The sequence below is a fragment of the Roseateles koreensis genome (assembly GCF_028595305.1).
GTDB classification, from domain to species: Bacteria; Pseudomonadota; Gammaproteobacteria; order Burkholderiales; family Burkholderiaceae_C; genus Paucibacter_A; species Paucibacter_A koreensis.
Genome location: NZ_JAQQXS010000019.1, coordinates 1 through 17924, shown reverse-complemented (window position 1 = coordinate 17924; position 17924 = coordinate 1). Strand labels below are relative to the sequence as shown.

Here is a 17924-nt window from a genome sequence, read left to right as displayed (position 1 = left end):
CATGTCATGCAGTTCCCTGAAGAGCAGGAGTTGATTGATCGCATCGCTGTTGCCCTGATTCGGCGGCGTGAGCGCATGGGCACGGCGGAGTCCTGTACCGGCGGCCTGATCGCTGCAGCCTGTACCAGTCTGCCGGGCTCCAGCCAATGGTTTGAGCGAGGTGTGGTGAGCTACAGCAATGAGGCCAAGACCGAACTGTTGGGTGTGCCGGCCGCGCTCATCGGCTTGCACGGTGCGGTCAGCGGTGAAGTGGCCCTGCACATGGCTCGCGGTCTGCTGGCCCACGCACCGATTGACTGGGCGCTGGCCGTCACCGGTATTGCTGGCCCCACCGGTGGCAGTGCGGAGAAGCCGGTCGGCACGGTCTGGCTGGCCTTGGCGCATGCAGGGTGGCCACCCAAGGTGTGGTGCACCTTGTTTCCCGGGGACCGTGCGGCAGTACGCGCAGCCACGCTGCGTGCCGGCTTGATGGCGCTGTGTGATGCGCTGGAAGATCAGGACCGATGAGCCTGCTGTTGCTGGGCTCGTGGTCGGCGTTGGAGCGCGACCAGTGGCTGTCGCTGTTGCAGCCGGCCTTGCCTGGTGAATGCTGGATATTGGATGTGCCGCTCAATGCTGCCGACGCGGCTGAGGTGGAGGCCGCCATCGTGGCCAATCCGGCGCCCGGCAGCCTTGGCAACCTGCCGCGCCTGCGTTTGATCCAATCCGTTTGGGCGGGGGTGGACAAGTTGTTGGCCGACCCCGGCCTGCCTGCCGATGTGCCGGTGGCCCGCATGGTTGACCCGGCGATGAATGAGGCTATGGTGCACACCGCCTTGTGGGCCGTGCTGTCGCTGCACCGCCGATTTTTTGAGTTAGCGGCCCAACAGGCGCAGGCGATTTGGCGGCAACCCGAGCAACTGCGAGCCGCCGATTGGCAGGTACTGGTGCTGGGCCTGGGTGAGTTGGGGGGGCGCGTGGCGCGGTCACTTGCCGCTCAGGGTTATGCCGTGAGCGCCTGGAGCACGCGGCCCGCTGTGGTGGAGGGTGTGCAATGCTTCCACACAGACGCGAGCCTGGTGCAGGCGTTGGCGCGGGCGGATACGGTGGTCAACCTGTTGCCGCTCACCGTCGCAACGCAGGGGTTTTTCGACGCTGCCCGCTTGGCGCAGATGAAGCACGGCGCCAGTCTGGTGAACCTGGCGCGTGGTGCGCATGTGGTGGAGGCCGATCTTTTGCAGGCATTGGAGGCCGGCCATCTTCGGCATGCGGTGTTGGATGTGTTTGCGCAAGAGCCGCTGCCACCGCAGCATCCGTTTTGGCAGCACCCGCAGATCACCGTGCTGCCGCATTGCGCCGCACAAACCGATCCTCGCAGCGCCTTGGCCGTGGTGGTGGGCAATTTGCGGGCGCTGCGTGAGGGGCGCCCCTTGCAGCATCTGGTGCAGCGGCAGCGCGGGTATTGAGCAGGCGGGCGCCGACAAACTTTGTCGACCCGTTCGCGGTGGCGCCGAGCTTAGGCGCGCAAGGCGAGCTGGGGTGCCCGGGGGGCTGTGGCCTCCACCAGCATCAGGGCCAGGCGGCGTAGGCCGGCCCAGGGGTCACTGGGCCATTCGGGGTGACGCAGGCCTTTCACGAGGCCATCGCAAGTTTGCGCGGCAGCGACCAAACGGGTTAGATCAGCGCTACGCAGCCCTGGGACGATGCGCTCAAACAAACGCTCCTTGGGGCCCCAGACGCGGGCATCGCGCAGGGCCATGGGCAGCGGCTTGCCGCCGTCTACCGCATCGCGCACGCGTTTGAGGGCGCGAATGTCTTCCGCCAAGCTCCAGTGCACCAGCACGGCTGCCTCGCCCTCGGCCTCCAGGCCGTCCAGCATGCGCAGCACGCGGCCCAGCTGGCCTCCCAGCACGGCCTCGCTGAGCTTGAAGACGTCGTAGCGCGCCACGTTCAGCACGGCCGCTTCGATCAGCTCGAAACTCAATTCACCCGGTGGATGGAGCAAGGCCAGCTTTTGCAACTCCTGGTGGGCAGCGAGCAGATTGCCTTCCACCCGGTCGGCAAAGAAGGTCAGGGTGCGCTGGCCTTCTTCGCCCTCGGCCACGCGCTGCCCTTGTGCCAACAGGCGCTGGGCGATCCATTGCGGCAGGCCGCGGCGCTCGACCGGTTCAACGCGCACGGTGACACCCGCTCCGTCCAGCGCCAGGAACCAGGCGCTGTTCAGTTGCGTGCGGTCGAGCTTGGGGAGCGTGACGAGGGTCACCACGTCGTCGGGCAGCCGCTCGCAATAACGCTGCAAGGCCTCGGAGCCCTCCTTGCCGGGCTTGCCGGAAGGAATGCGGATGTCGATCAACTGACGCTCGGCAAACAAGCTCATGGACTGGGCCGCGCCCAGCACCGGGCCCCAGTCGAAATAGGCGCCTGACACCGTAAAGACTTTGCGTTCGCCATACCCTTGCGCACGGGCAGCTGCGCGAATCGCATCCGCCGCCTCTTGCGCCAGCAAGGGCTCGTCCCCAAAAACGGTGTAGATGGGGCGCAGCGCTTTCGAGAGCTGTGCGGTTAGGGCGTCGGAGCGAATCTGCATGGTGGGGCGGCGGCGGATCAGCCAGGCAAGCGCACGGCCGCCAAGCGGCGCAGCAGTTGGTTGACCACGTCGGAGTTCATGGAGCGGTAGAGCTGCGCTTCTTCCTGCTCCTTGGCCAGGGCCATGGTTTCGGTGTAATTGAGATCGCGCGACATGCGCAACTCGGTGCGGGGCAGCAGCAGATCGCCCGAGGTGGTGCGCAGCAGATAGTCGAGCTTGACACGCAACTGCCATTCACGCACCTGGCCGGCGCTGGTGGAGACCACCGAGACCTTGTCGCGGGTGTCGAGTAAGGCTTCCAGCACCAGTTCGGCCTTGTTGGCGTCTTCCACCACCTGCACCGGCGTGCGCGCCAGTTGGCGGCGCAATTCACTGGCCAGGGGGGAGTTGGGTGCAAAGCCAGTCAGCGCCAGGCTGTGAAACAGCAACTCGGGTTCACGCCGGGGCTGAAAGCCGCAAGCCGCCAGCAGGCCCGCTGCGGCCGCACCCAGCCACAAGCTGCGGCGTAAAGGCTTGATCAGGCGCTGCGGCATCATCAGCCCCGTTCAGGCCACCACGTTGACAAGGCGGCCCGGCACCACAATCACCTTCTTGGGCGCGCGGCCTTCGCAGAACTTGATGCAGTCTTCGTTCGCCAGCGCGGCAGCCTCGATGGCGGCCTTGTCGGCACTTGCCGGCACCTTGATGGCGCCGCGCAGCTTGCCGTTGACTTGCAGCATCAGCTCGATCTCGTCCTGCACCAGCGCGGCTTCGTCCACGGTAGGCCAAGGCGCGTCCAGCAGGTCGCCCAGTTGCGCGGCAAAACCGAGGTCTTGCCACAGCTGATGGGTGATATGCGGGCAGGCGGGGTACAGCAGGCGCAGCAGCACCGAGAAGCCTTCACGCAGCGCCGCGTCCTGGCCTTGCGCCTTGAAGCCTTCCAGCGCGTTGAGCAGCTTCATGCCGCCCGACACCACCGTGTTGTACTGCATGCGTTCGTAGTCATAACTGACTTGCTTGAGCACCAGATGCACTTCGCGGCGCAGGGCCTTGCCGTCGCCGCTGAGGGCCGCAAAATCCTGCCCGGCCGCCTTCAGCGTGGCTTCGTGCTTGGCGGCAAAGGCCCACACACGTTTCAGGAAGCGGTGCGCGCCTTCCACGCCGGCGTCGTTCCACTCCAGCGTTTGCTCCGGCGGGGCGGCGAACATGACGAACAGGCGTGCCGTGTCGGCGCCGTATTCGTTGATCAGCTCCTGCGGGTCCACGCCGTTGTTCTTGGACTTGGACATGGTGCCCACGCCTTCGTAGTCCACGTGCGAGCCGTCGCTCTTGAGCTTGGCGCCGATGATCTTGCCGCCCGCGTCGAATTGGTTCTCGACCTCATGCGGCCAGAAGTACTCGATGCCGCCCTTGTCGGTGCGGCGGCTGTAGATGTGGTTCAGCACCATGCCCTGGGTGAGCAGCTTGGTGAAGGGCTCGTCCACCTTGACGAGGCCCAGGTCGCGCATCACCTTGGTCCAGAAGCGGGCGTAGAGCAGGTGCAGGATGGCGTGTTCGATACCGCCGATGTACTGATCCATGGGCATCCAGTACTGGCTGCCCTCGGCCACCATCTGCTCGGGATTCTTGGCGTCGCAGTAACGCATGAAATACCAGGACGAGTCCACGAAGGTGTCCATGGTGTCGGTTTCGCGCTGGGCCGGTTTGCCGCATTTGGGGCAGCCCACGTTCAGGAAGCCGGCGTGTTTCTTCAGCGGGTTGCCGCTGCCGTCGGGGATGCATTCTTCCGGCAGCACCACGGGCAGATCTTGGGCTGGCACGGGCACGGCGCCGCAGTCATCGCAGTTGATGATGGGGATCGGCGTGCCCCAGTAGCGCTGGCGGCTGATGCCCCAGTCGCGCAGGCGCCAGGTGGTCTTCTTCTCGCCCAGGCTCTTGGCGGCGAACAGCTCGGCCACCTTGCTAACGGCTTCTTTGTGCGTCAGGCCATTGAGCTCGCCGGAGTTGACACAGACGGCGCGTTGCTTGTCTCCGTACCAGTCGGCCCAGGCGTCGAGGCTGAAGGTTTCGCCTTCGACCTGCACCACTTGCTGGATGGCGATGCCGTACTTCTTGGCGAAGGCGAAATCGCGTTCGTCATGCGCAGGCACGCCCATCACGGCGCCGTCGCCATAGCTCATCAGCACATAGTTGCCGACCCAGACTTCGACTTGGGCGCCGGTCAGCGGATGGGTCACGAACAGGCCGGTGGGCAGGCCCTTCTTCTCTTGCGTGGCCAGTTCGGCTTCCGTCGAACCTCCGCGTTTGCATTCTTCGATGAAGGCCGCCAACGCGGGGCTGCCGGCAGCCGCATGGGCCGCCAGCGGATGCTCGGGCGCCACAGCGCAGAAGGTCACGCCCATGACCGTGTCGGCCCGGGTGGTGAACACATAGAGCTTGCCGTCTTGAATCAACGCACCGTCGGCGCCCTTGATCTCATGCGGGAAGGCGAAGCGCACGCCCTGGCTCTTGCCGATCCAGTTTTCCTGCATCAGGCGCACGCGCTCGGGCCAGCCGGACAGATAGCGCTTGTCCTCGGGGTCGGCCACGGCGGCCAGCAACTCGTCGGCGTAACGGGTGATGTTCAGGTAGTAGCCGGGAATCTCGCGCTTCTCGACCAGGGCGCCGGAGCGCCAGCCGCGGCCGTCCACCACCTGCTCATTGGCCAGCACGGTTTGGTCAACCGGGTCCCAGTTGACCACCTGGGTGCGGCGCTCGGCAATGCCGGCTTCGAGCATTTTCAGGAACAGCCACTGGTTCCACTTGTAGTACTCAGGGGTGCAGGTGGCAATCTCGCGCGACCAGTCGATGGCCAGGCCCATGGCCTGCATCTGGCGCTTCATGTAGGCAATGTTGTCGTAGGTCCACTGGGCCGGCGGCACCTTGTTCTTGATGGCCGCGTTTTCAGCCGGCAGGCCGAAGGCGTCCCAGCCCATGGGCATCAGTACGTTGTAGCCCTTCATGCGCAGTTGGCGCGTGAGCATGTCGTTGATCGTGTAGTTGCGCACATGGCCCATGTGCAGCTTGCCGCTGGGGTAGGGCAGCATGGAGCAGGCGTAGAACTTTGGCTTGTTCTGGTCTTCGACCACGCGATAGGCATCGCGCTCGTTCCAGTACTGGCGCGCAGCGGCTTCGATCTCGGTGGGGGCGTACTTTTCGTTCATGGAATGGGTGCGGGCTCAGGATTCAGCGTAGGCGCCGCTGAAGTTAGACGTTTGTGGCCGATTGTAAAAGTGGAGGCGCCCAGAGCGCTCAGGGTTTGGGGGCCGGGCTGACTGATGGGTTGCCGGTGTTGGCCGCATTGGCACCGTCGGCGGCATCGGCGACAAAGGCAATCCGACTCAGCCCTGCCATCTGGCACCAACCGATCAGTTCCGCCACCTGGCCATAGGGCGCGGCCTTGTCGGCCCGCAGCTGAACCTCTTGCTCGGGGTTGGCGCGGCCGAGGTCGTTCAGCCGCTTTTGAAAGGCCGAGCGATCGAATTTTTGCGCATCGATGTAGAGCGCGCCATCGGCTTGCAGGGTCACCTTGATGAATTGCGCGGCGTCAGACGGATTGGCGGCCTCGCTCTTAGGCAGGTCCAGGCGCAGGGACGAGGTCATCAGCGGTGCGGCGATCATGAAGATCACCAGCAGCACCAGCATGACGTCGATCAGTGGCGTCATGTTGATCTCGCCCATGGGCTTGGGGCCCTCGGTGCGTTCCAGTCGGCCGAATGCCATGTCAGTGGCTGTCCAGCATTTCGCGCAGGTCGTGCGCGAAGCCTTCAAGCTCCGCTTCACAGGCACCGACCCGCTTGCCGAAGACGTTATAGGCCAGCACCGCGGGGATCGCCACGGCCAGGCCGGCGGCGGTCATGATGAGGGCTTCGCCCACCGGGCCGGCGAGCTTTTCGATGGTGATGTTGCCACCGGCCGAAATGTTCACCAGCGCGTGGTAGATGCCCCAGACGGTACCGAACAGGCCCACAAAGGGCGCAATGCTGCCGATGGTGGCCAGCAACACCTGCCCGAATTGAAGGCGTTGCAGCACGGCGTGCAGGGCGTCGCGCAGACGCCGGGTGAGGCGGGATTCATGCCGCCCCGAGGCCTCCAGGGTGTTGGGGGCGGTGGCAGCGGTGGCGGCTTCCAGCAGCGGTAGCAGCAGGCGCTCGGGGTCGAAGTTCTCCAGCGCACTGCGGCCCTGGCTCAGATCGGCGGCGGCCCAGAAGGCAGGCACGGCGCGGGCCAGGCCGCGCCGTGCGCGCTGCAGCAGCCAGCCCTTCCACAAAATCACCACCCAGGCGCTGACGGACATCAGCAGCAGGAGCAGCGCGACACTGCGCGAAACGGCGTCGCCAACGGCCCAAAGTTCCGCGAAGCCGGTCATCGGCTCAGGCCCAGCACATCATTCATGTCGTACAGGCCCGGCGCGTGGCTGGCCAAGAAGCGTGCGGCGCGCAAGCTGCCTTGGGCGTAGGTGACGCGGCTGCTGGACTTGTGGCTGATCTCGATGCGCTCGCCGATGCCGGCAAACAGCACGGTGTGGTCGCCCACCACGTCGCCGCCCCGGATGGTGGCAAAGCCGATGGTGGAGGGGTCGCGCTCACCGGTCACGCCCTCGCGGCCGTAAACGGCGCATTCCTTGAGGTCGCGGCCCAAGGCCTGCGCCACCACTTCGCCCATCTGCAGCGCGGTGCCGCTGGGCGCGTCGACTTTGTGGCGGTGGTGCGCCTCAATGATTTCGATGTCGTAGCCTTCGTTCAGCGAACGGGCTGCCATGTCCAGCAAGCGCAGCACCACGTTCACGCCCACGCTCATATTGGGCGCCATCATGATGCCGATGTGCTGGGCGAAGGCGCCAATCTGCGCCTTCTGTGCGGCGTCGAAGCCGGTGGTGCCGATCACCGCTTTGACACCCAGCTCGCGGCACACCGCCAAGTGGGCCAGCGTGCCTTCGGGCCGGGTGAAGTCGATCAACACGTCAGCGCCGGCCAGGCCCTGGCGCAGGTCGGCGGTGATGGCGATGCCGCTGGTTTTACCCAGAAAGGCAGCGGGGTCTTGGCCCAGCGCCGGGCTGCCGGGCTGGTCGAGCGCGCCGCTCAGCTGGCAGTCGGGGGCGTTCACCACCGCTTCGATGAGCATGCGGCCCATGCGGCCTGAACTGCCGGCGATGGCGATTTTGAGATTCGCGCTCACTGCTTGGACTCCAGAGGGGGGTAGCTGCGTTGTGCGCCCATGGCTTCGGCCACGGCGGGGGCTTCACGCTTGGGCGGGAGGGGCAGGGCTTGGCGCTCGGCCTCGCTCAGTTCGAGCTTGGGCAGATTGCCAGTTTTGCCCTTGGTGTTGATGGCGGCGACAAAGTCGTTTTCAGTCGGGAGATCGTCAGGAACTTCCAGCGATTTGAGCCGATCGCCGTCAAACCACGCCACCACCTGGCGTTTTTGTGGCTCTGCACCCTGACGACGGATGGTGAATACATAGTCCCACCGGTTGTCGTGGAACACGTCGGTCAACAGCGGTGAGCCCAGCAAATCACGCACTTGCGCTTTGGGCATGCCGGGCTTGACGCGGGCCACCAATTCCTTGGTCAGCACATTGCCTTGCACGACTTCCAGCCGGTAGGGGCGCACCAAGCCCAACACCTTGTCGCCGCTGACTGATGGAATGTAGGCGCAGGCTGACAGCAGGCTCGCCGACACGCTGGCCAGGGTCACCAGGCTCAGACGGGCTGCAGATTGAGAATTGCGAAAGTTGGAGCGCATGAGGGGCTTGTAAGTGGCTGGGCTTCGGAAAAGCGCCAAGCTGGCTATGATCGGACCATTCTAGCGGTTGGTCCATGGTGGACCGCGTCGCCTCGAATCCTCCCATGAACCGTACCGAAGAGATCAAAAACAGCGGCCTCAAGGCGACCCTGCCCCGCATCAAGATTCTGGAGATTTTCCAGAAAACGGCGCAGCGTCACATGACGGCTGAAGATGTGTACAAGGCCCTGTTGACGGAAGATGCCGACATTGGCTTGGCCACGGTCTATCGGGTGCTGACCCAGTTTGAGCAGGCGGGCCTGCTGTCGCGCAACCATTTTGAATCGGGCAAGTCGGTGTTCGAGCTCAATGAGGGCGCCCACCACGACCACTTGGTTTGCCTGACTTGTGGGCGGGTTGAAGAGTTTTTTGATCCCGAGATTGAGGCCCGCCAGCACGCCATTGCGCTGCAACGTGGTTTTGAGTTGCAGGAGCACTCGCTGGCGCTGTATGCCTCTTGCGTCAAAAAGGATTGCGAGCACCGTGGCAAGTAAAACTGCCGCGTGATTTGGCGCGGCGCGTCAGTTGTCGTGCTGGCCGGACTCGATGGCGCGTTGGTGCCGCTCAACGAATTCACGGTAAGTGTCGATGCCGCGCAATTGCAGCACCGTGTTGCGCACGGCGGCTTCCACCAGCACGGCCAAGTTGCGGCCGGCGTCCACGGCGATGATCACTTTGCGCACCGGCATGCCCAGCACCTCTTCGTAAAGAGGCTCGTAGGGCAGGCGCTCAAAGTCGCGCTCCATGGTTTCTTTGCGCACCAGGTGCACGATCAGCTTGAGCCGCATCTTGCGGCGTACGGCGGTTTCACCAAAGATGGCCTTGATGTCCAGTAGGCCGATACCGCGTACTTCCAGCAGGTTCAGTAGCAACTCGGGGCAGCGCCCCTCGATGGAGGTTTGCGCGATGCGGAACAGGTCCACCGCGTCATCGGCCACCAAGCCGTGGCCGCGTGAAATCAACTCCAGCCCCAATTCGCTCTTGCCCAGGCCGGACTCACCGGTGAGCAACACACCCAGCCCCAGAATGTCCATGAACACGCCGTGGCGGGTGGTGCGGTTGGCAAACAGGTGGGCCAGGTAGGCGCGCACCACGTCGATCACATGGCCGGCCGGTTCCGAGGTGACGAAGAGTGGAATTTCAGCACGGTCGCACATGGCCACCAGGCGGTCAGGCGGAATTTGATCGTCGGCCACGATGATGACCGGCGGTTCCAGCGTGACGATGCGGGAGATGCGAGCGTCCAGCACTTCGCCAGCGGCCTGGCTGAGGTAGCCCACCTCGCGGCGTCCGACGATCTGGACCCGGTACGGGTGGATGTAGTTCAGGTAGCCCACCAGGTCGGCGGATGACTGGGCATCGCGCACGGCGGCTTCGTCAAAGCGGCGTTCGGGGTGGGCGTGTCCGGCGATCCACTCCCATCTCATGGCCTCCCGGTGTTCTTCAAAAAGCCGGTCGGCGCTGATGGAGGTGGGTTTCACGGGTGGCGAATCGCAGTTGCGCTGAAGGTTGGAGTAGGTCGCCGGACGCAGGGTTCAGGCGACGGACTTGAGCGGTTCCCACTCGGCGATCAGTCGATGCACTTCGCTCGACTGAGACTCGGTCTTGAGCCGCTCGCGCAGGTCACGGTCGGACAGCATTTCGGCAATTTCCGAAAGAATTTCCAGGTGCCGCTGCGTGGCCGCTTCGGGCACCAGCAGAAAAATCAACAGGCTCACCGACTCATCGTCCGGCGCGTCGAAACCAATGGGTTGCTGAACACGGAGCACCGCAGCCAGGGGATTCTTCAAGCCCTTGATCCGGCCGTGTGGAATGGCAACCCCATGACCCAGACCCGTCGAGCCCAGGCGTTCGCGGGCGAACAGGTTGTCTGCCACGATGGCGCGGGAGATGGCGTGATTGTTTTCAAACAGCAGCCCAGCCTGTTCGAAGATCCGCTTTTTGCTGGACGCGTCCACATGCACCAACACATTGCTGGCAGGAAGGATGGCGGCGAGACGGTTCATGATGTCAAAGCGCTGAGTACGGCGGGTAAGCCTTGGCCAATGCGCTCGTTCGGTGTTTAAGAGGGTGATTATAGAAACGCCGGGTGCGCCGTTGACGTCCTGCTTGAATCAGCGGCGCATAAATGCACAAGATGTTGCAGTGCAGCACAGCCAGTATTGCACAGCTTGCTGACGCGGGCGAGCCTGTTGCAACAACGCCCACCTGATCCGTGGTGTTGACAGCAGCGCCGTGCAATTTCGAAGTTGGGTCACTTTGGGTCAACAAAAAGGCGACCCCGTTGGGTCGCCTTGGTGTCAATGGCAGGTCGGGCCTACCTTGGCGAGGGTCAAGGGGCTGGGGTTTCCAGGCGCTTGGCCGACGCGTGATGATGGTCTTGCAAGCGATCCTTGTGCCGGCAGACTTGCCGATCCAGCTTGTCCATCAATTGATCAATGGCCGCATACAAGTCCTCGCTGGATTGCTCCACAAAAATGTCACGTCCCTTGACATGCAAGGTGACTTCCGCCTTTTGGCGGCGCTCTTTTTCCTTCTGCTTCTCCACGGTGAGCAAGACGTTGATGTCAACGACTTGGTCAAAGTGGCGGGTCACTCGATCCAATTTTGTAAGCACATACTCACGCAACGAGGGCGTAACTTCGAGATGGTGGCCACTGATTGTCAGGTTCATAAAGCCTCCTTTCACAAGGGAGAACTGGAGAAATGAAATACGAGTTTCAAAGAGCGAAGTGAAGCTATGGCTGGTTCTCTAACGCGGACCTTGGTCGGGTTGTGGTTGAACCAGTTTGCACCTCTTGGCGCTTTGTGACAAGTGTTTTGCAATGACCGGCAGGCAATGGTCCGACTGGCTCATCGCGGGCGTGAAATCCTGCCTTGTAAGGCAGGGTGTGCAGCGCCATTCGTGGAGGCTGGAGTTTGCCCGTTATGTTGACAGATGGCCCGACTCACGGTTGGCCGTTGCACTGGTCCCTGGCCACCCACAAAAACGCGTTCAACCGTGGGCTTGAGGCCGCAACAGGCAGCCCTTGCCGTTCTGGAATCAAGACTTCTTCCGCCGAGTTGTCCACTACGATCCAGGTGCGGGGTGCGGCGCAGCGCCGCTGGGCCCAGGCTTGAGGTGACAGCAAAATCTGCTCTGCCTTGGCGTGATTGAATTCCGCCGCTTCAACGATCTCGCGCCGCCAACTGTCGTACTTCTGCGGCTCGAAGGGGTTGTTCATCACGATTGGCACCGGCTCCGTACGGCGCAGCAACAGCGGCACATCAAAGGCAAACTGGTTTTCAAACACCAGCGCGTCACCGGGCTGCCACTGCACTTGAATGCCCTCCACGAGGCTGACATTGCTCTTGGTGTCCACCATGCGTATGCCAATCAGCATGCCGATTGTCAGGACCACGCCGCCCAGCGTCAGGAGTCCTGGCAGGCGCTGCAGCCAGCCGCGGGCGTTCAACTGCCAAGCCGCCAATTGTGGTGCGATCAGCAGGGCCAGTGCCGGCCCTACAGGCAAGATGTAGCCCAGCAGCTTGGACGAAGGCAAGGTGAAGAACAAGGTGATGGCCAGGAGCCAGACCAGCGCAAGCTGCCCCAGGGCGTTGCGGCGTGTGCGGCGTTGCGGCATCAGCCACAGCCAGACCGGGGCCCAGGGCAGCGTCATGATGATCAGCACGCCCGGGTAGAACCAGGCGGGCATCACATTGTTGAAGCCGTCGCTGGCATAACGATTGAAATGGTGGACAACGAAGAAGTAGTGGAAAAAGTCCGGGTTGTGTTGCTCCATCAGCAAGAACCAGGGGAGGCCAACGAGTGCAAAGAGCACCCAACCCCGCCACCATAGCAATTGCAGCACGCTACGCCATCCTTGGGCCCAGAACAACCACACACCCAACACCAGCAGCGGTAGCACCACCCCGATCAAGCCTTTGGCCAGCACCCCCAGCGCCATGGCCGCAAAACCGAGGCTGCGCAGGCGCGTGCTGGGCTTCATCGCGTGGCTGGCCAATGAGCAGATGGCGATGCTGATGCAACTGGCCACCAACATGTCCAGATTGGCAAATTGCGAGCCCAGGTGCCACAGGGGTTGGGCGACCATAAAGATCAGGGCCCAGGCTGCCGCGCTGGGGCCGAGTTCACCGGGCTTGTCGCCCAGGTGGCGGCGAATCAGCTGCGTCAGGCTGGCCATGGCGGCCAGCGCCGCCAACCATGGCACCACCCGTGCGCCAATGGCGTTTTCGCCCGACAGGCCAAAGCTCAGCCCGGCCAACCAATAGAACAGGGGGGGCTTGTGGAAATAAGGCAGCCCGTTGATGTGCGGCGTTAGCCAGTCGCCGCTGTGCCACATCATGGCAGCCACGCCGACGTAGCGGCCTTCGTCTGGAAGTGCCACGGGCCGGTAAGGCAAGGTCACCAACAAGGCCAGGGCTGCCAACGCCAAGCTCCACCAGGGGTGGTGCAACAGCCGCTGCATCAAGGGCAGGGGCGAAGGCGAAGGCAATGACGACGGCGTTGTCGCACCGGACGGTTGGCGCCCTTCGGACTGGGGCAAATGCGCAGCAGCAGGTTTGGGGGAGCTCATGAGTTCCGGAAGGTGTGTGTTCGCCCGCCGCAAATGCAAAAGGGCTTCCGCGCTGCGCGGAAGCCCTGAGTATAAAAGTAGTCGCAAGATGCCTCGAAGCCAACGAGGGAGGGAGGGAGGAGGAGGAAAACGGCTTGGAGATTTCACCCTCAAATTTGAGGGGACCTTGCGACCTGAACTGGTTTTGATGCTAACGGAAAATCTCGTCGTGTTGCAAATTTTTGGTGATTTTCAAACGCTTTACAAGTGGCTTTAATGTGACGCTCAAATGAGTCGTTATTTAAATCACATTAATCAATTTGTGCAAATTATTTGGCAGGTGAAAATTGATTTATCCCCGATGCCTAGGGACTATCCTCTGTTTGGGCGTATTTTTCGTGCCATGTGCAGGTGGGGGGCTGGCTGGTAAATAACCCACCTGAATGGTTGCTGTAAGTCCATTGAAAGAGATGTGAATTCAGCACCTTCCCGCTGTCTTCTCCTGCATCGGTATGACGCCACTCCGGCGTCGGGATAGGCGCTGACTATGCGCATCTTTTTTGCGTTCTTCATCCACTGCAATGGGATCACGCAAGTTGTCACAGTCGCGGAATAAAATAGGCGTAGCAACCTAGGATGGATGATGCTCTACCCAGAACTCTTCAAGCAACTCGAGGCCGTGCGCTGGAACATGGACACGGACATTCCGTGGGACAAGTTTGATGCCAGCCTGCTGAGCGATGACCAGGCGCGCACCATCAAGATGAACGCCATCACCGAATGGGCGGCACTGCCGGCCACCGAGATGTTCTTGCGTGACAACCGCGACGACAGCGACTTTTCGGCCTTCATGAGCGTTTGGTTCTTTGAGGAGCAGAAGCATTCATTGGTGCTGATGGAATACCTGCGTCGCTTCCGCCCCGACCTCGTGCCGACCGAAGAAGAGTTGCACGAAGTTCGCTTTGACTTTGACCCCGCGCCTGCGCTTGAAACGCTGATGCTCCACTTCTGCGGCGAGATTCGTCTGAACCACTGGTACCGCCGCGCCGCCGAATGGCACAGCGAGCCCGTTATCAAGGCCATTTACGAAACGCTGGCCCGCGACGAAGCCCGCCATGGCGGCGCCTACCTGCGCTACATGAAGCGTGCCATGAGCAAGTTTGGCGACGAGGCACGGGCTGCATTTGCCAAGGTGGGTGTGCTGATGGCCAGCGCGCGCCGCACGGCGCAAGCTCTGCACCCGACCAATTTGCACGTGAACGTCAGCCTGTTCCCGCGTGACACCATCCAGAGTCGGTTGCCTGACCCGCAGTGGCTGGAGCACTGGCTGGACAAGCAGATCCAGTTCGATAGCGTGTGGGAGAACAAGGTGGTCGACCGCATTCTGCACAATATGAGCCTGCTCATGGAGCGCAGCTTCGCCAGCGTGCAAGAGCTCAACCGTTTCCGCAAGGAGATGACTCAAAGCCTGAGCGCTGCGGCGACGGCTGCAGTGGCCAAGCCTCACAGCCTTTGAGGGGCTGATCGCCGCGCGCAGTCGCTCCGCACCCGTCAAAGAAGAAAGCCCGCCGAAGCGGGCTTTCTTGCTTTGCAAGGAGCACGGAGTTCAGTGGCTGCGGCTGCGCTTCAACACCAGCAGACCGAAGCATGCTGCTGCCAGCACCAGCCCGCCGATGAATTGTGCGCAGGCCAGGTGCTGGATTTCCAACCAAGCGTCTTGAGCCAGCCAGGTCAAGATGTGCGGGATGCCGTCGTCGGCCTGCGCCATGGCCTCGTGCAGCCGCTGCGCCAGCTCTTCGGGGTTGATCAGCAACGCGTTTTTTGCGCCCTCTTGTTGGGCATCCAGGAGTTGCCAGACGATGGGATTGTTGTAACCCTGGCTCAGCAACAGGCCCAGCATGCCCACCCCGATGGCCAGCGCAGGCATGCCCCAGCGCTTGAGCCAAGCCGAGGCAGCCATCAAGGCCAGCATCACCGGGGCAATCCACAGGCTCATCATGAGCAGCCCCAGCCCGGTTCTCAGCAGAATTAGCAGCCCGATAGTGAGCGCACTGCTCCACGGCACGGCGCTCACCAGCGTGGCGCCGCCTTGTTTAAAGAGCACTGCGGCTGCCATCAGGGGCGCTGCCGCGGCGCCTACCAGCAAGGCGACTAGGGGCAGCAGCAATGCATGGGCCAACAGCGTTGCGCCGATGCTTTCGCTGTGGCTTGCGGGGAGTGAGAGCCAGAATTCGATCGAACGGTCTTGCTGATCGCGCCGGGCCAAGCCGGGCAGTTGGAACAAGGCTACAAATTCGACGATCGCGAACACCCCCAGGCAGGTGACGCCCATGATGAGCAGGGCAATGCCCAGAGGGAATTCGGTCGGCAGGCCCTGCACCTGCCCAACAGGCAACAGCGCGACGAACAGGCTCAGCGGCAGCAGCAGCGTGATCAGCCAGCCGCGTTTGTGCTGCAGCCATTCACGCAGCAAAAGGGTTTGAAAGCGAGTGCTCATGGTGAGGAGTCTCCAGCGGGTGGGGGGAATGACGCGGGCGTCTGGCGCTCAGGCCCGTTTGGCGTGCAACGCCGGATTGCGGGTGAGCGCCATGAACAAATCCACCAAACTTGGCCGGATGCGTTCACCCAAGGCGGCAATTTCCGCCGGTGGCGCGCCGTCGAAGATCGCCGCGCTGCGCCCGCCTTGCTGGCGGTAGCGCAGCAGCGGGTGGGCGTTGGCGATGGCCTCAGCGGTGGCCGGGTCATGGCTGAGCGCCACAAAGCGCTTGTCCATGTCCTCCAGGCTGATGTTGAGCACCAAGCGGCCCTCGTCCAGCATCATCACGTCGGAGAGCAGGCTTTCCACCTCTTCCACCTGGTGGGTGGAGATCAGCACGCTGCGCTCGCCGTCGCACCATTCTTCAATCAACATCTCGTAGAACGACTTGCGCGAAATCACATCCAGGCCCAGCGTAGGCTCGTCGAGGATCATCAATCGGGCGTCAATGGCCGCGACCAGCGCAAGGTGCACCTGCGTCACCATGCCTTTGGAGAGATTTTTGACCTTGTCGCTTTCGCTGACGCTGGTCCGTTTGAGCAGCTCCCGGGCGCGCGCCGCTGAGAAGCGGGGTTGCAGCCCGCCCATCAGGGTCATCAACTCGCTAACTTTCGCCCAACGCGGCAACACCGCCACATCGGGGATGTAGCACAACTGCTCAAGTAATGCATTACGTTGATGGCGAGGCGAAAGCCCCAGCACGCTCAGCGACCCATCAGCGGGCAGCAGACCAACCAGCGCCTTCATCAGCGACGTCTTGCCCGCGCCGTTGTGGCCCAGCAGGCCGACTACGCGTCCCTTGGGAATGCTGAAGCTGGCCCGCTCCAGCGCCGTCTTGCTGCCGTAGCGCAAAGTGAGGTCGTGCGCGGTGATCAGCGCGTCGCCCGGCTGGCTGTTGGCGGGGTTGCTCAGGCCCTGTGCATGCGTCGTCATCATGAGTTCTCCCAGTTCAGATCTTTGGGCCCGAGGCCCAGCCGCTTCAACTTGGCACGCAGCGCCGGCCAGTCTTTTTGAAGAAATCGCTCGCGTTCGCTGGCCAGCAATTGCCGCCGGGCGCCAGGGACAACATACATGCCAATCCCGCGCCGGCTTTCGATCAGGTGCTGATCAGCCAGGGCCTGCAAGGCGCGCGTGACGGTCAAAGGGTTGATCACGAACTGGCTGGCCAGTGCGCGTACAGAGGGCAGTGCCTCGCCCTCAGGCGGCGCGCCGTCCAGCAGTTGCGCGGCCAGCCGGTCGGCCAATTGCTGGTAAATAGGGGCGGAGTCGTTCCAGGTGTGCATGGCAGACCGGGCCGCTGTTGGCGGACCCTTGTGTGTTGCTGATGTAGCACACCATAACAAGCTACCGCAGTGGCGACCAAGCGGCGGGCGACGGGTTGCAGTTTCCCGCTGCTGAAATGCGCCCGATGTAGATGTGCCGGTTTGTGCTGAGTTTGGAACTATTTGCGCTTAACTTGGAACTCACCGAGGCGAGGGGGGCTGGTGGGCCGTACAGGCGGCGCCGAGAGTGTCGGTTGTCGGTTCTAGGCTGGCTGCGGCCATTCGCTTTTGGTGGGCCGACGACCGCAGTGGACGAGACCGACCGATGGGCGCTTCATTGGTCGGACGACAGCTTCACCTTCCGAAGCTGATGGTCAATGAAATTGGGGTTCTGGCGCAGCAGCGCGCGAGATGCTGTTTGGTTCAACGACAGCTTTCCCAAGCTGCGAATTGGTAGTCGGCGGCGCGAGTATGAACGGCGAACGAGGCTGCGGTGGTCAGCTCCGTGCCCGGAGCTGTCGTCGGCCCTGCCGAAACGAATTGCCGGAAAGCTGTCGCTCAACGTTCGACGTAAGGGGCTGGCCGCAGGCCAGTCCCCTTGACGGAGGGGTTAGGCGTCACAGCGCATTGGGAGCTACGCGGGCTCATTGAAGCATTGCCTGAATGGCGTTGTGCGCTTCGCGCAGGCCAACTTGATGCTTGGAGCGATACAGACGAATGGCAGAGACCATGTTGCCTGACTGAGCCAACTGGAGAATGCTCTCGTCTCGAATTTCTTCCTCCGGCAACCGCTCTTCGGGCGTGAGGCAACGAAAAGTCTTGACCCATCCTTCGTCTTCCATGACGAACTCGCAAAGGCAGTCGTCGTGGAAATCCGGCACATGGCAAACATACGAGATGGATGCGGGCTGCTCAATCAGGCTACGCGTGGCCTCTGCTCGAGCGATGCGGAGGGCCTCCTCGCGTGTGAGGTACTCAGGGCGGAACTCATCGAGTTGATCTTGGGTCATGGGTATTGACGCCTAACGTGTTGTAGGGAGACAGCGGCGTCCGTTTATCAGGTCCGCCAGTCTCCCTAATAAGGCACCCCCAAACGGCCCGCAGGCCGCGCCAAGCCTCAGTTCGTGTTGCATATATGTGTTTTCATACAGTAATATCAAAACTGGCAAAGGCAGCACGGGCAGTTTGCCATTCCTGGTGGGG

General features: G+C 62.6%; 19 protein-coding genes. 4 read left to right on the top strand and 15 right to left on the bottom strand.

Annotated features, from left to right (window positions below; translation table 11 throughout):
• Positions 1-6: 6 nt before the first annotated feature.
• Both PRZ01_RS17605 and PRZ01_RS17600 read left to right on the top strand, forming a co-directional pair.
• Positions 7-507: a CinA family protein gene (locus tag PRZ01_RS17605; protein ID WP_273598151.1), complete on the top strand. Its 501-nt coding sequence runs from the start codon at positions 7-9 to the stop codon at positions 505-507.
• Positions 504-1445: a 2-hydroxyacid dehydrogenase gene (locus tag PRZ01_RS17600; protein ID WP_273598150.1), complete on the top strand. Its 942-nt coding sequence runs from the start codon at positions 504-506 to the stop codon at positions 1443-1445. Before PRZ01_RS17605 ends, PRZ01_RS17600 begins: the two co-directional genes overlap by 4 nt.
• Before the next feature lie 50 nt (positions 1446-1495).
• Here PRZ01_RS17600 and holA read toward each other — a convergent pair whose 3' ends face one another.
• From holA to PRZ01_RS17565, 7 genes are all read right to left on the bottom strand, one after another.
• Entirely contained in the window at positions 1496-2566 is a 1071-nt protein-coding gene (gene holA / locus PRZ01_RS17595) for a DNA polymerase III subunit delta (RefSeq protein WP_273598149.1), read from the bottom strand.
• 17 nt (positions 2567-2583) lie between these two features.
• A complete protein-coding gene (locus PRZ01_RS17590) occupies positions 2584-3102 on the bottom strand; it encodes an LPS-assembly lipoprotein LptE (RefSeq protein ID WP_273598148.1) in 519 nt (172 codons plus the stop codon).
• Between the two features lie 9 nt (positions 3103-3111).
• Complete coding sequence (gene leuS, locus PRZ01_RS17585; RefSeq protein ID WP_273598147.1) at positions 3112-5748, bottom strand: leucine--tRNA ligase; 2637 nt, start codon at positions 5746-5748, stop codon at positions 3112-3114.
• Between the two features lie 88 nt (positions 5749-5836).
• Positions 5837-6307: an ExbD/TolR family protein gene (locus PRZ01_RS17580; RefSeq protein ID WP_273598146.1), complete on the bottom strand. Its 471-nt coding sequence runs from the start codon at positions 6305-6307 to the stop codon at positions 5837-5839.
• Position 6308: 1 nt separating this feature from the next.
• Complete coding sequence (locus PRZ01_RS17575; RefSeq protein ID WP_273598145.1) at positions 6309-6953, bottom strand: MotA/TolQ/ExbB proton channel family protein; 645 nt, start codon at positions 6951-6953, stop codon at positions 6309-6311.
• Entirely contained in the window at positions 6950-7762 is an 813-nt protein-coding gene (dapB, locus tag PRZ01_RS17570) for a 4-hydroxy-tetrahydrodipicolinate reductase (protein WP_273598144.1), read from the bottom strand. Before dapB ends, PRZ01_RS17575 begins: the two co-directional genes overlap by 4 nt.
• Positions 7759-8328 (bottom strand): outer membrane protein assembly factor BamE, encoded by a 570-nt coding sequence (locus PRZ01_RS17565; protein ID WP_273598143.1) that lies wholly within the window; start codon positions 8326-8328, stop codon positions 7759-7761. The genes dapB and PRZ01_RS17565 overlap by 4 nt, the downstream gene beginning before the upstream one ends.
• A gap of 104 nt (positions 8329-8432) precedes the next feature.
• Here PRZ01_RS17565 and fur point away from each other — a divergent pair, with 104 nt between their 5' ends.
• Positions 8433-8861, top strand: coding sequence for a ferric iron uptake transcriptional regulator (gene fur / locus PRZ01_RS17560; protein WP_273598142.1), 429 nt, complete (start codon positions 8433-8435; stop codon positions 8859-8861).
• 27 nt (positions 8862-8888) lie between these two features.
• Here fur and hprK read toward each other — a convergent pair whose 3' ends face one another.
• The 4 genes from hprK to PRZ01_RS17540 form a co-directional block, all read right to left on the bottom strand.
• Positions 8889-9848 (bottom strand): HPr(Ser) kinase/phosphatase, encoded by a 960-nt coding sequence (hprK, locus tag PRZ01_RS17555; RefSeq protein WP_273598141.1) that lies wholly within the window; start codon positions 9846-9848, stop codon positions 8889-8891.
• Positions 9849-9902: 54 nt separating this feature from the next.
• Entirely contained in the window at positions 9903-10373 is a 471-nt protein-coding gene (gene ptsN, locus PRZ01_RS17550) for a PTS IIA-like nitrogen regulatory protein PtsN (RefSeq protein WP_273598140.1), read from the bottom strand.
• A gap of 326 nt (positions 10374-10699) precedes the next feature.
• Positions 10700-11041 carry a ribosome hibernation-promoting factor, HPF/YfiA family gene (gene hpf, locus PRZ01_RS17545; RefSeq protein ID WP_273598139.1) on the bottom strand — a complete coding sequence of 114 codons (342 nt, stop codon included), beginning with the start codon at positions 11039-11041 and terminating at the stop codon, positions 10700-10702.
• A 274-nt stretch (positions 11042-11315) separates the two neighbouring features.
• Positions 11316-12944 carry an ArnT family glycosyltransferase gene (locus tag PRZ01_RS17540; protein ID WP_273598138.1) on the bottom strand — a complete coding sequence of 543 codons (1629 nt, stop codon included), beginning with the start codon at positions 12942-12944 and terminating at the stop codon, positions 11316-11318.
• A gap of 622 nt (positions 12945-13566) precedes the next feature.
• On the opposite strand from PRZ01_RS17540, the gene PRZ01_RS17535 reads away from it, so the two are divergent.
• The gene (locus tag PRZ01_RS17535; RefSeq protein WP_273598137.1) at positions 13567-14439 is read left to right on the top strand and encodes a ferritin family protein; all 873 of its coding nucleotides are present in this window, start codon (positions 13567-13569) and stop codon (positions 14437-14439) included.
• Positions 14440-14529: 90 nt separating this feature from the next.
• Here PRZ01_RS17535 and PRZ01_RS17530 read toward each other — a convergent pair whose 3' ends face one another.
• From PRZ01_RS17530 to PRZ01_RS17515, 4 genes are all read right to left on the bottom strand, one after another.
• The gene (locus PRZ01_RS17530) at positions 14530-15420 is read right to left on the bottom strand and encodes a hypothetical protein (RefSeq protein ID WP_273598136.1); all 891 of its coding nucleotides are present in this window, start codon (positions 15418-15420) and stop codon (positions 14530-14532) included.
• 48 nt (positions 15421-15468) lie between these two features.
• Positions 15469-16392 carry an ABC transporter ATP-binding protein gene (locus tag PRZ01_RS17525; RefSeq protein WP_273598135.1) on the bottom strand — a complete coding sequence of 308 codons (924 nt, stop codon included), beginning with the start codon at positions 16390-16392 and terminating at the stop codon, positions 15469-15471.
• Positions 16392-16742, bottom strand: coding sequence for a GntR family transcriptional regulator (locus tag PRZ01_RS17520; protein WP_273598134.1), 351 nt, complete (start codon positions 16740-16742; stop codon positions 16392-16394). Before PRZ01_RS17520 ends, PRZ01_RS17525 begins: the two co-directional genes overlap by 1 nt.
• Positions 16743-17365: 623 nt before the next feature.
• Positions 17366-17731: a hypothetical protein gene (locus PRZ01_RS17515; RefSeq protein ID WP_273598133.1), complete on the bottom strand. Its 366-nt coding sequence runs from the start codon at positions 17729-17731 to the stop codon at positions 17366-17368.
• Between the last annotated feature and the right edge of the window lie 193 nt (positions 17732-17924).